At 53.0% G+C, this 12827-nt stretch carries 11 protein-coding genes; 1 reads left to right on the forward strand and 10 read right to left on the reverse strand.

The window, feature by feature from the left end:
• Both HY879_19735 and HY879_19740 read right to left on the reverse strand, forming a co-directional pair.
• Positions 1-978 (reverse strand): iron-containing alcohol dehydrogenase (locus HY879_19735; GenBank protein MBI5605568.1); only part of this gene is annotated, 978 nt, incomplete at its 3' end.
• 2 nt (positions 979-980) lie between these two features.
• Positions 981-1289: an antibiotic biosynthesis monooxygenase gene (locus HY879_19740; GenBank protein ID MBI5605569.1), complete on the reverse strand. Its 309-nt coding sequence runs from the start codon at positions 1287-1289 to the stop codon at positions 981-983.
• 651 nt (positions 1290-1940) lie between these two features.
• On the opposite strand from HY879_19740, the gene HY879_19745 reads away from it, so the two are divergent.
• Positions 1941-2792 (forward strand): GNAT family N-acetyltransferase, encoded by an 852-nt coding sequence (locus tag HY879_19745; GenBank protein ID MBI5605570.1) that lies wholly within the window; start codon positions 1941-1943, stop codon positions 2790-2792.
• Positions 2793-2813: 21 nt separating this feature from the next.
• On the opposite strand, the gene HY879_19750 is transcribed toward HY879_19745, so the two are convergent.
• From HY879_19750 to HY879_19785, 8 genes are all read right to left on the reverse strand, one after another.
• Complete coding sequence (locus HY879_19750) at positions 2814-3887, reverse strand: arginase family protein (protein MBI5605571.1); 1074 nt, start codon at positions 3885-3887, stop codon at positions 2814-2816.
• 134 nt (positions 3888-4021) lie between these two features.
• Positions 4022-5053, reverse strand: a complete 1032-nt coding sequence (locus tag HY879_19755) for a methyltransferase (protein ID MBI5605572.1) — start codon at positions 5051-5053, stop codon at positions 4022-4024.
• A gap of 206 nt (positions 5054-5259) precedes the next feature.
• Entirely contained in the window at positions 5260-8712 is a 3453-nt protein-coding gene (locus HY879_19760; protein MBI5605573.1) for a DUF4445 domain-containing protein, read from the reverse strand.
• 15 nt (positions 8713-8727) lie between these two features.
• Positions 8728-9408 carry a corrinoid protein gene (locus tag HY879_19765; protein MBI5605574.1) on the reverse strand — a complete coding sequence of 227 codons (681 nt, stop codon included), beginning with the start codon at positions 9406-9408 and terminating at the stop codon, positions 8728-8730.
• A 138-nt stretch (positions 9409-9546) separates the two neighbouring features.
• Complete coding sequence (locus HY879_19770; GenBank protein MBI5605575.1) at positions 9547-10560, reverse strand: MtaA/CmuA family methyltransferase; 1014 nt, start codon at positions 10558-10560, stop codon at positions 9547-9549.
• A gap of 11 nt (positions 10561-10571) precedes the next feature.
• Positions 10572-11135: a TlpA family protein disulfide reductase gene (locus HY879_19775; protein MBI5605576.1), complete on the reverse strand. Its 564-nt coding sequence runs from the start codon at positions 11133-11135 to the stop codon at positions 10572-10574.
• Positions 11107-11763: a hypothetical protein gene (locus HY879_19780; protein MBI5605577.1), complete on the reverse strand. Its 657-nt coding sequence runs from the start codon at positions 11761-11763 to the stop codon at positions 11107-11109. The genes HY879_19775 and HY879_19780 overlap by 29 nt, the downstream gene beginning before the upstream one ends.
• A 351-nt stretch (positions 11764-12114) precedes the next feature.
• Positions 12115-12816 (reverse strand): ABC transporter ATP-binding protein, encoded by a 702-nt coding sequence (locus tag HY879_19785; GenBank protein MBI5605578.1) that lies wholly within the window; start codon positions 12814-12816, stop codon positions 12115-12117.
• Positions 12817-12827 lie beyond the last annotated feature (11 nt).

A 12827-nucleotide genomic window follows, 5' to 3' on the forward strand; every position in this document is an offset into this window, starting at 1 on the left:
AACACCCTCCAGGGCCTTGGCCCCTTCTTTTCGGGTTAAAAGAAAGGCGATCTGGCCATAGGTTTTCAAGGCCGGGCTGTCAGGGGAGCGCTCCTGTAAGGCCCGAATATTGGCCGCCATAACCAAAGGCAACAATTTGGCACAAACCAATCCGTGAGGGGCCGGGAACATCCCGCCAATGGGTGCAGCCAATCCATGGACCGCCCCCAAGCCGGCATTGGCCAGGGCCAGTCCCCCGAAAAGACTGGCCAGGGCCATATCCTGACGGGCGGCGGCGTTAGTTCCTTCTTCGTAGGCCTTTCGTAAGGAGTTGGCTACGAGGGAGACACCTTCTCGGCACAGGGTGTCGGTCATCGGATTGGCTTTAAGGGATACCAGGGGTTCGATGAGTTGGGTCAGGGCATCCAGGCCGGTGGCGGCCGTAACCTGAGGAGGAAGAGAGTAGGTCAAGGTGGGGTCGATGACGGCCACTTTGTGCAGCATCAGGGGACTGCGCAAACTGACTTTGACCTTATGCTTCGGAGAAGCCAATACGGCATTTCGGGTCACTTCGGCCCCAGTGCCGGCTGTCGTCGGGACGGCAAAATACGGGAGGGGAGGGGAGGTCAGGGGCCGGGATTGTCCTATTACTTCCAGATAGTCTTCGATTTTTTCTTTGTTGGTCGCCAGAGCGGCTATGGCCTTCCCGGCATCGACAACGCTTCCACCGCCGAATCCGATGACCAGATCCGATTCAGATTCCCTGGCCAGGACGGCCCCCTGCTGAATGCGGTCGATGGTTGGTTCCCCGGGGACCTGGAAGGTAACGGTTTTGATCCTTTCCCGGTCCAATAAGGCCAGCAGGGGTTCAACCCTCGAAAAATTTTGTCCTAAAACCACAAAGGCCCGTCTTCCTGTTTCACCGGCCAGCGGACCGATCTGCTTCAGGGTCCCGGGACCGAAAATGATTCGACCGGCTGTGGCGAACTCAAAGACCAACGTTACCCCCAACCCTGTTCATCCGGGAAGATATTCTTGTATTTCAGACTGGTCCGGGGTTCGGTCATCATTTGCTCAACCCTGTCTCGCCATTTTTTATAATGGGCCGTCTCTTTATGCCGGCCTGGATCTTCTTCCGTCCGGTAGACCTCCACCAAAAGAAATCGGGCGGGGTCATCGATCTGCTGGATGACATCAAAACGGGCGATCCCCGGCTCTAAAACACTCTGGCGGGCATTTTCCCCGGTTGCTTCGGCAAAAGCCTCGATAAATTCGGGTTTGATATGGGCCTTGACCTGAATGATCAGCATCGCCTGTTCTCCTTAAAAATGTTTTCTTCCACGACATATTTTCTTCCAAACACTACAAAAATGCAATCCGAATTTTAAATTTGATTTTTCCCCTGACTTTTAGTATTTCTCCATTAAGGTAAGCTTCATATTATTTAAATTTTCTGAGGGGTTAGCCCGACAGATCGGATACGGCGAAACGGGGCCATTTTGCGGCGCCACGCCTTGGCGATTCTTTTGATGCGTATCTTAACCTTCTTTATTGAGGGCATATGCGTCGTGATCGAATGGAGATTATGGGAGATGAACCTATGGTTACTGGATTGACTGCACGTTTGTTTTTGGCCGTTGTGGTTGTTGCTGTGGTGCTCGGGAATTTTGCTGGCCATTCCTTTGCAGCAGACAAAGCAAAGGCATTGGAGTTGTCGAAGGCACGTTCTCATGAAGAAGCAACCCCGACTGGGCTATGTGCTCATGAGCGAGATTGCCAGAATCGAAGGCCAGCGTCTACGCGCCATGGATCTGAAATAAGACTTTGCCTTATTTTTATATTGGTGGGTTGCACTGCATTCCACCCACCCTACAGGAGATCAAAGGTTAATGAAGACACAGATAAGTTTTCAGACCATGCAGAGAGGCAATAATCAAAAATAAAGTGAATATATGCCGAAAATGAGCAGTGATTTCGTTATAAAGACCATGAACCGGGAAGAAATCGATTTAGCCATGGAGTGGGCGGCCCGGGAGGGCTGGAACCCGGGGCTGCATGACGCCGATTGTTTTTATCAGACCGATCCTCAAGGCTTCCTGATCGGCACCATCAATTCTACGCCCATAGGTTGTATTTCCGCGGTTTCCTACCATCATGTTTTCGGGTTCATCGGCTTCTATATCGTGGCGCCGGAATATCGCGGCAAAGGGTACGGTATCCGGTTATGGGATGCGGCCATGAATCGGCTGGACAACCAAAATGTGGGTTTGGATGGTGTTTTGGAACAGCAGGAAAATTATAAGAAATCCGGTTTCAGATTGGCCTACGGCAATAGCCGCTTTGAGTCCCTGTCCGTAAAAACGGTTTCTCCGGATAGGGCGGAACTGAGGGCGATTCAGGAAATTCCATTCCACAAAATTCAGGAATATGATCGCCAATGTTTTCCTGCCGAAAGAACAGCCTTTCTCCGCGCCTGGCTCCGCATGCCGGAGGCCCATGGAGTAGGGGTTGTTGAAAAGGGAGAACTGCAGGGATACGGGCTGATCCGAAAATGTCGCCGGGGCTATAAAATCGGCCCCCTTTTTGCGGAGGACCCAGGCACGGCGGAAGCGATCTTTTTGGACCTTTCTTCCCGGGCCGAAGAAAAGGAGGTTGTCTACCTGGATATTCCGGAAAGGAACCCGGCGGCCCTGGTCCTGGCCGGGAAATACGGTATGCAAAAAGTCTTCTCAACCGCCAGGATGTACACCGGAAAAGAGCCGGAAATCCCCTTGAGTAAAGTATTCGGGGTAACGACTTTTGAATTGGGGTAAGGGCTGAAAGGTCTTATCGACCTATAAGGACCAGGCCAGCTTTTTAATGATATCGACGGCGATGCAATAGGTTTGGTCCTGCCCGGTAGGAAGTTGGCGACCGGCGGTGCGGGGGTTGATCTCGCACAGGTCAAAACCGGCCAATCCGATCCCGCGCTTTAATACATCCCGCAGATAACCGATCACGCGCAGCAATTGCGGCCCGTTCAACCCCTGACGATCCAAAAAGCGAACCCCTTCGAGGGCGTTGCGGGCCCCGATGTCCAGATCGATGGAGATATAAACCCAGGGGGTGCGGATTTGTTTTAAAACGCTTTTGACCTTCGAAGGACTGATCAGGAGATCATTTTTGGTCAGCAGGGTGACGCCCTGTTTTTTTAATTTTAAAAAATAGCCGACGAATTTTTCAATCCGGGGATCCTTGATACGGAAGGCCTGTTTGGGCGGGTAGTCGCCGATTCCAAGAACATATAGGTTGTGCGGCAGAACGATTCCTTCGGATAGGAGATGATCAAGAAAAGAGCTGGCGTTGTATGAATCGGGGCGGTTGACCAAATAGGGATCATTAGGATCATGGAGGGAATCGGGGTTGGTCTCCAGGTCGTATCGGACGGCCCCGGTCATCACAGAAACCGGCAGGGCATCGGTGTGGCTGTCCAGGACAATCCAGGAGAGGTTATCCGGGCCGTACGTTTCCGCCAGCTTTTTAAAAACCCCTCCGCTCAGAGAATGATCGACGGCCAGGAGGCAGGGGATCTGGGGCAGGATCTCCTGGCCGACAAAAACGCCTACCTGGTCCGCATATTCCAGACAACCATTGCCGTCGATGAATTGAACGAACTGCTCGAGAGTAACTTTTTCTCTTTCTGTCGGCGGCGGAATAGGGCGGAGCCATCCGGGGACAGGCAGGGAGCCCCGGGCCTCATAGAGCTCGGAGGAGATCTCTTGACCAAGGACTTCCATGATCCGGACATAAGGATCATCCCAGCCGTCATCTTGGCCATCGGGCGCCATGGAAGCCCGTTTTTCTTCGATAGACTCATCGCGTTCATCTACGTCAAGGGGACAACCGAAAAAGACGGGTTTATTTTCCATAAAAGTCGAAAGGGCGCAAGGCGCAAGGCTCAGGGCGCAAGGTTTTAAAACTCAAGGGAAACAACAGACCGTACATCCATAAAAAGCAAAGTCCTAAACCCTGTGCCTTGCGCCTTATGCCTTGAACCTCTTTTCTATCTTTGCCCGTACTTCAGGGCCGCGGCCATTACGGCCTCGAGGTTTTCTTTTTTTATATCCGGCCAGAGATCGCACCCCGGCCAGAGGGCGTTGATACCGGCCTCAAAACAATTCTTGATTACGGGATCCACCTCGGAGGCATTCATCGTCACCAGGGTCCCGTAAGGGTCGAAGTTGCCGAACAGGAGCATGTCGGACCCGATTTTTTCCCGGGTTTCAGCCAGGGTGTTTTTCTGATCCACGCTCAGGGCGTCGGCTCCGCAGGCGGCCATCTGTTCGACAATCATGTCGGTGCTGCCGCAGATGTGCAGGACTTTGGGCGATTCCAGGGCGGAAAAGATTTTGGTCAAGGGAGGCTGAATCAATTTGGCAAATATCCGGGGGCTGATAATATCCGGTCCGGCGCCCATCTCCCGGATGGTGATATAATCGGCCCCTGCCTGCCGGTAGATCCGGGCGATTTGAATGATGGCCTCGGCCAATTGCATCAGGATCTCACCCACCTGGGCGGTCTTTTTAAGGGCGGCTTTGGCCAGGTCGCCGATATCGGTCAACTGACCGGCCAGGGTATAGGGTCCGAGAACCCAGGCCCCGATGGCCACTTTATCGCCCACCTCTTCTTTTAAGAGCGAAATGGCCTTGGCCACCAGGGGAATTCTCCCGGCCTTGGATAAATCCGGTATCTGGATCTTTAAGTCATCGACTTTATCGGCCACTTTTTTGGTAATCGTCGGATAAACGATGTCGGTCCGATGGGCATAATAATTCACCCCCGCCCCTAATGCCTCGGCCTCCACCCCCATATCGAAAGGAACCACGGCACTTTCAAAACCGAAAAGCTGCGACGTGGAAGCGGCTATCTTGGCCATCTTTTCCGCATCGAGATGCAGTTCGGCGAAATTCCATTGGGTCGGTTTCAGACCATGGACCGTGATATTCCCCATCCCGCTAAAGAAGGGCAGACGATCGACTTTTTCTTTTTTAAAGACCTTCAGGACTCTCTCTCTGGAACTCATTTCGGTTCCCATATTCGTGTTCCTCCTTTGTTGATTATCAAGGGTCAATATTTACTGAAAAGGATTCAAGGGGTACAAGGTTCAAGGTTCAAGGAAAACCGTAGACCGTATGCCGTGCACCTTAAACCGTAACGGCACACAAATCATAAAGTTGGGTTTCTCCGAACCTTAGACCTTGTACCCTGAACCTTATACCGTTTTTCGTCCTAAATGCTCCCTCATTTCTTCGCCGGCAGAAATTCCTGCAGATTGGGGAAGGCGTCCTTCATGTGCGGAATCCACATGGAATGGGCAAACATTTTTTCGAATTTTGGAGAAAGGGTCAATTCGATGTATTCCACCTTCCGGGCATAGTTATCGGCCTCCAGACGTTTGTCCACATTGAGTAGGGCCATCCGGGCCCCGTCACCGGCGGCATTGCCTACGGAATAGACATTCTTGGGGTCGCAATCCGGGAACATACCCAGTACAGCCGCCGAAAGCTTGTCGATGTAACTTCCAAAGGCCCCGGCTAAAATGACCTTGTCCACCTTATCGATACCCAGGGTTTCCATGAGGATCCTGCTACCGGCATACATGGCCGCCTTGCCGAGCTGGATGGCCCGAATGTCGTCCTGACAGACGACCACATCCTGGCCGATGGAGGTCTCATAGGCCCAGGCGATGACATATTCATATTGATCCACAGAATAGCGTAAGCGGGGATGTTCCAAATTTTTATTGAACTTTCCGGATTTATCGATAACCCCGGCCAGGAAGAGCTGGGGCAGGGCGTCGATGATCCCCGATCCGCAAATCCCCTTGGCCTTGATCTCCTCCGGTTTCATTTCGGTATTCCAGCGGGTTTCATCGATGACCTTGAAACGCACTTCCTTGGTTTCTTTGTCGATCTCTATCTTTTCAATGGCCCCCGGTGCGGCCCGCATACCGAAACGCAGTTGGGCCCCCTCAAAGGCCGGTCCGGTGGCGCAGGAAGCGGAGATCAGGCGGTCTTTGTTGCCCAGGATGATTTCTCCATTGGTGCCGATATCGATAATCAACTCCAGAGAGTCCTGATTATAAGGGGCTTCGGCGATCAGTACGCCCACATTATCGGCGCCCACAAAGCCGGCCTCAATAGGCAGGCAATGGACATAGGCGCCGGGGGCGATCTTGATCCCCCAGCCATGGGCCTCTTTTTCTTCAGAGGCCTCCCTCTGGGCAAAAACGGCACAATGAAGGCAGCGCATCGCTTCCGGAATCACCAGGGATTCTTCAAAGCCCATCTCCACCTCATCAAAACCCTGGCGCTTCTCCAGGGCTAATACGGGAGCCATCTGTCGGGCTTCTTTCCTGACCCCTTCTTTGGGAATTTCTTCTACGGCTTTAAGCGGTTTAGGCCGGTCTTCCTTCATATCCTTGCCGGCTAAATAGAGCTCAATGGAAATGGCCGCTTCCTTCCCGGCCCGAACGGCCTTGATAACATTGGCCGGTCCGCTGGCCCCGTCTCCCCCGGCAAAGACGCCCGGGACACTGGTCTCAAAGGTGTTTTCATCCACCTGAATGACGCCCGAAGGGGTGCGGACCAAATCCGGAAAGAGGCCTTCTTCGGCCCTTTGTCCTATGGCCACAATGACGGTTTCCACGGCAATGGTGGGGACCGGTTCTTTGGAAAACTGCGGCGCAAACCGTCCCTGATCGTCATAGACCGATACGCAGCCTATGGTTTCCACGGCGCTGACCCGGCCGTTGCCGGTGACGATGGCGCCGACGCCCAGGGAGGGATGAACGATCACGCCTTCTTCACGGGCCTGCTCGATTTCCAGATCCTGGGCCGGCATACGGTCTTTGCAGGTCAGGTCGTCGGACTCCAGGCAGATCAGATGCACTTCTTGTGCCCCCAACCGTTTAGCCATCCGGGCCGCATCAACGGCCACACTGCCTCCTCCGACCACGGCCACCTTTCCGCTCAATTCGACTTTGACCCCTGAATTGACCTCCCGGAGAAGTTCGAGGGCCACCATGACCCCCGGGCTGTCCTCACCGGGGACGTTTAACTTCTGACTCTTCCAGGTCCCGGTGGCCAGAAAGACGGCAGTATAATCCTGATCGAAGACCTCCTTCAGGGTTTTTATCGGGGTATTGGTCTTGATCTCTACGCCTAATTCTTCAATAGTGCGGATTTCATCATCCAAGATACGCTTGGGCAGTCGATATTCTGGAATGCCATAGCGCATCATCCCCCCGGCCCGGGCCTGGGCTTCAAAGACCGTTACCGGATGGCCCCGATTGATCAGGTCATAGGCACAGGCCAGACCGGCCGGTCCTGAACCGACCACGGCGATGGGGGCCTTTTTTTTCAATTCCACCGGCGTGGCCTTTTCCCTTCCCGAAGACAGTTCAAAATCAGCCAGGAAGCGATGGGCCGCCCGAATGGAGATGGGCTCATCCACCTTGCCCCTTTCACAAATCTGTTCACAGGGATGGGTGCAGATCCGTCCGCAGACACCGGAAAAGGGATAAGACAGGCGGACCAATTCCAGGGCGTCCTTAAATTTGCGTTGGGCGATGAGATATAAAAAATCATCCACATTGACCCCGGCCGGACATTCCACCCGGCAAGGGGCATACTTTCCTTTCTCTTCCCGCTCTTTTTCCTGGGGGATCTTGAAGCCGAAATCACGGGCCTTGACATCCAGGGAATGATGCAAACTGGGGGGGAAAGGAGAACGACCGATATAACGGGGATTGATGTTTAGATAAATATGATGCATGCAGGTATTGCCCACCAGGGACATATCCAGGATATCCTGGCGTTTGATACCGGCGCTTTCGGCCACCTCGGCGACGATATTGTTCAGGCCGTCGATGATGGCCTGGTTTAAGACCTCCAGGCCTTCCGGATTGGTCATGGTATAGCTGATCCGGGACATGACGTCTTCCCCGTAGACGATCTGGGGATTCATCATGGAGGAGGTGGCCACTACGGTACCGTCGCTCAGGTCACATAAATAACCGGCCACCGTGGAGGTACCCACATCGACCGCCAGGCCGTAACCTTTTTCATTAAACCCCGGCTCTACCCGGATGACCTCCTTACCGTGCCAGATTGAAACGGTAATCTTCCACTCCCCTTGACGGACCAGGTCCTGCAAAAACATGAGGACTTCATAATCTATGGTCAGGCCCTTGAGTCCGTATTGGGCCTCCAGGGCCGCGGTCAACCGTTCCCAGTCTCCGACATTATCCTCCAGGGTGGCCTTGATCAACTCTATGGAATATTTTTTCACCGCCGGGTTGACGGCAATAGGCCGCGTAGTAGGGGCCTTGCGGACCACCTGCTTACCCATCCGGCTTTCTTCCGGGACGAAAATAACCACGTCGGCCAGGATCTGGGCCTGACAGGCCAGGCGATAGCCTTCATCCACCTGACGTAAATTAAAGAATTTTCTCTCCGAGGGTCCCATGGCCGAGAGGCTCTCCCGGCCGGAACGGACCCCGTATTTTTCAAATTCCCCTTCTTCAATCCGGACCTTGCAGGTCCCGCAAATAGCCTGTTCTCCGCAGACCCCCTCGATATCCACGCCCAGGGCCACGGAGGCCTGTTTAAGGGTCTTTCCTCTCTCGACATACCCTCGACATCCGGAGGGCTGAAAAATGACCAGGCATTTTTCATTTTCACCACTCGCCATAAAGACTGCTCCTTCCTATTTGGCCTGTTCCTCGGTCCTCAACATTTTGATCAATTTGATGGCTTCATCTACGGCCGTCCCCGCATCTTTAGCGAACCCGTCGGCTCCGTATTTTTCCACAGTTTCAGCCGTTATCGGGGCCCCGCCCAACATAACCCGGACCTTGGGATTTTTCTCTTTCAGCTTCTTGACAATTTCCGGCATGCTGATCATACTGGTGGTCATCAAGGCCGAAAGACCGACGATGTCCGAATCGGTCCGAAGCTGTTCTTCGACGAATTTTTCCAAAGGGACATCCTTTCCGAGATCGTAGACGTTCCAGCCGGCCACATCGAACATCATCTTGATCAAGTTTTTACCGATATCGTGGACATCGCCTTCCACCACACCCAGCACAATGGAGCCCTTGGCCTCGCTCGTTCTTCCCGAGGCGATAATGGCCGGTTTGAGCAGTTCCAGTCCGGCGTAAAGGGCGTCGGCGCACAAAAGCAGCTCTGAAACAAAGTATTCTTTTTTATTATAAAGGTCTCCGACCCGGATCATGCCTTCGGCCAGACCTTCCATGGTGGCCCGAAAAGGGTCCACCCCTTCATCAATGGCGGCCTGGGCCAACTCTCTGGTCTTATCCTCGTCAAATTCAATTACCGCCTCCTGAAGACCTATCAAGATCTCCTGGGTTTTTTCTTCTGAAGCCATGCCTGTTCCTCCTTCAATAAATAATATCCAATTTTGGATTTCAGATTTCGGATTTCGGAATTTAAAAGAAAATCATTTTCAAGCCCCGTGACGCCCCTGGGGGTTTAACATCAAGCGCACCTCGGTTGATGACGTAGACTATTTAAAATAGTCGTCCCTGGCCTTTTTTATTTGAACAATGTTCTCCAGCGGAGAGCGAGGGGCGATGCCGCAACCCGGGCAAAGGAAATCCGTGCCGTTTTCCAGGGTCTTGATCGATTCCTTATACACCTCCTCCGGCGTACCGCTGAACAGGGTGGTGGCCGTAGCCACATTACCGAAAATCTTGACCCCGTATTTGTGGGCGATTTCCACGGCCCGTTTTAAGTCCGCCTTTTCTTCAATACTGAGCCCGGCAGCCCCGCTCTGGCACATGAACTCAATAATCGGATCGGTATCGGCGCAGATGTGCAGGACCACCGGACCTTTGATCTGGCTGACGATCTCTTTTTCCACGGGCATGACCAATTTCTCATAAAGCCGCGGATTCAACAGGGCCGGTCCGGAAGTCGGTTCGGCAAAAACGAAAAAATCTACCCCGTTGTCAAAGGCGAAGTTGGCTGCGGCGATGGCCGCCTGCTTGGTGACCTCCAGGGTTTTTGTCAGCAGGTCGGGTTTTTTTATGGCCCACTTGATGAATTGCTCGGGACCGACCAGGTTGGCGGCGCAGGTAAAGGCCCCTTCCGTTTCACCGAAGATGGCCATCTGATCTCCCACCCGTTCTTTAAGGAGTTTTATGTGTTCCTTAAAAGCCGGGAAGCGGCCCCGGGAGAGGAAGTCGGAGGGAAACTCAAGATTCTCCACGCCGTCGGCATAGGGGAATTTATTGATGTAAAACTGTCTGTCGATTTTTGGGGTTCCCAACTCACAGCCCAAGGCCTCGCTCAAGGCCACGATGTCCCAGCCCATGGCTTTGACCCATTCGAAGCCCCCATAGGTGTGTCCGGCCATGGCCAGCTCGGTCATGGCCAGAGGATCGGTATCGGCCAGGGGCCGTTCGTAGCCGCATTTCGTCATAAAATCAACCACCCCGTAGGTGGTGGTACAGCCTACGGGGGTGACATCGACTTCCTTGCCCTGTAATCGGTTTAAAAAACGTTCTTTTAAGTTCATGGTGAACCCTCCTATTGAAGCATTTGGTCCGGGAATTGATTCCGGAGAAATTTTATTAAATTATTTTCTTCTTGAAAGGCTTCCCCGATCAATTTATTTTGCAGGACCCCCTTACGATCGATCAGGAAATTGGTCGGCACCGCATAAACCTTATAGTGTTCGGCCATCTTCCCGGATGGATCCAAGAGCACCGGAAAGGTGATATCCATCTGGGCCATGAAGGCTTCGGCCACCTGAGGACTTTGCTTGACGTTAACAGCCAAGACCTCGAACCCCGCCGGCCGGAGCCGGCGGTAATATTTTTCAATGACCGGCATTTCATATCGGCAGTAAGGGCATTGGTCGGTCCAGAACCTGAGCAGAATCACTTTCCCCTTGACCCGATCCAGGGTCCAGGTTTGACCTTTCAAATCCTGAGCGACAAAATCCAGGGCCTTGTCCCCGGACTTCGGCCAGGAGGTTTTCCCCTTGTTTTCGCCGCAGCCCGAAAACCCGAATAATAACAGAACCAGGCATAAACCCCCGAGACGACCGGGGTGCAGAATTTTAATTCCCCAAAATCCCTTTATAAACATCTTCGGCCTTGGGTGGTGTCCAGTTTTCAGGAACACAGCACCCCATGGGCTTAAATAAAGTCTGTTCTAATACAGGCTTTCCGGTCTGGGTATCTACAAAAACAGCCCATCCCCCTACAACCGAGGCCGGATGGAGGGCCTTCTTAGGGAAAAAATTGAAGGCATAGACCCGGTAATAAGTCACCCCTCCGGCGGTCCTTTCCGGGTATATGACCGTGCTCTCAGCCAGAAGCCGGTATTCATATTTTTTAAAATCGGCAATCCGGGCCTGGGCCGTTTTCAAAGCCCTTTCGCGGCCGATCAAGTTTTTTTCCGGCACCTGGACCTTTGGATAAAGTATAGCCCCTAAGGAGACCACCCGGCCTTGGGGGTCTATCGAAAATCCCAGAGAGGATTCATAAATGATCAGGCCCTTGAAAGTCTGCCAATAGCTCACATACCAGGTCCCTGAGATACGTTCCGCCCCTTTCAGCCTGAGTTGGTCCGGCCCTATTTTAAGCAGAGAGGCATATTTTTTGACCAGTAAAGGCCCTATCGCGGTGATCCGCTCCCGACTCAAGCGGGAAACGTTGTCTATTTTCAGCAGGGGCTTTTTCCCCCCCCGAATCGTCAGGGGAGCACCGGTCACAGAATCCCATTTGATGGATAAGGGATTCTTCTCCAAAGTATCGGGGCCGGCCAGGACCGGGGGAACACTTATGCAAAGAACGATCAGACAGCCTATTAGACTTTTATACCCCCGGGGGGTGCCACGAAGGATAAAAATATCGAATATCGAATATCGAATAATGAATAATGAATATCGAAGGAAGGGGAATAAAACTTCATAATTCATAATTCATAATTCGAAATTCGGTGTTCGATATTCGCATTTTTCGAACTAAACCCCCTTAGGCACTTGGGGGCATCACGAATCATGAAAATAATCTCTGTTCGACCCCTGACCCCTGATCCCCGATCCCTGAAAGCTATCTTCCTCCTAAACCTTGACACTCAAGTACCGTTCCTCAATCCCCTCAGCGGCCTCCAATTGGGCCGGGGTCCCTTCATAAACAATGGCCCCTTTTTCCATGATATAGATCCGCTGGCAGATGTCTTTCAGGGTCTTCAGATTCTGCTCCACCAGGAGGATGGTCGTACCCCTTTGGTTAATGGCCTCCACGGTCTGGCTGATCAAGCGGACCAATAAGGGCATTAATCCTTCGGTCGGTTCATCCAGGAGGATTAATTTGGGTTTGGTGATCAAGGCCCGGCCCACGGCCAGCATCTGTTGTTCCCCTCCAGAAAGGGTTCCGGCTTTTTGCTTGAGCCGCTCCTTCAGTCGGGGGAAATAGTCGAAGATCTCCTCTAATTTTGCCTGGTCCGGGGTCCCCTGAACCACCGGGATCCGGAGATTTTCCATAACGGTTAATTTTGGGAACAGATGGCGCCCCTGGGGCACATAGGCCACTCCCTGACGGGGAACCTGATAAGCCGGCTGTTCGGAAAGGGTTAGCCCATCGAGTTGAATGGACCCGCTTTTGGCGGGAACCAGCCCCATGATGGCCTTCAAGGTCGTGGATTTCCCTACCCCGTTTCTGCCGACCAGGCCCACCAGCTCCTTTTCCCGGATCTCCAGGGTGGTGTTATGCAGAACATGGCTTTTGCCAAAAAAGCAGTTTACATCTTTCAAAGTCAACATGTCATTTTCCC

The organism is Deltaproteobacteria bacterium (assembly GCA_016219225.1).
Lineage (GTDB): Bacteria > Desulfobacterota > RBG-13-43-22 > RBG-13-43-22 > RBG-13-43-22 > RBG-13-43-22.

Coding starts and splice junctions, on each gene's coding strand:
- HY879_19740 (MBI5605569.1), bottom strand. CDS start 1,289: ATGCTGATCATTCAGGTCAAGGCCCATATCAAACCCGAATTTATCGAG.
- HY879_19745 (MBI5605570.1), top strand. CDS start 1,941: ATGAGCAGTGATTTCGTTATAAAGACCATGAACCGGGAAGAAATCGAT.
- HY879_19750 (MBI5605571.1), bottom strand. CDS start 3,887: ATGGAAAATAAACCCGTCTTTTTCGGTTGTCCCCTTGACGTAGATGAA.
- HY879_19755 (MBI5605572.1), bottom strand. CDS start 5,053: ATGGGAACCGAAATGAGTTCCAGAGAGAGAGTCCTGAAGGTCTTTAAA.
- HY879_19760 (MBI5605573.1), bottom strand. CDS start 8,712: ATGGCGAGTGGTGAAAATGAAAAATGCCTGGTCATTTTTCAGCCCTCC.
- HY879_19765 (MBI5605574.1), bottom strand. CDS start 9,408: ATGGCTTCAGAAGAAAAAACCCAGGAGATCTTGATAGGTCTTCAGGAG.
- HY879_19770 (MBI5605575.1), bottom strand. CDS start 10,560: ATGAACTTAAAAGAACGTTTTTTAAACCGATTACAGGGCAAGGAAGTC.
- HY879_19775 (MBI5605576.1), bottom strand. CDS start 11,135: ATGTTTATAAAGGGATTTTGGGGAATTAAAATTCTGCACCCCGGTCGT.
- HY879_19785 (MBI5605578.1), bottom strand. CDS start 12,816: ATGTTGACTTTGAAAGATGTAAACTGCTTTTTTGGCAAAAGCCATGTT.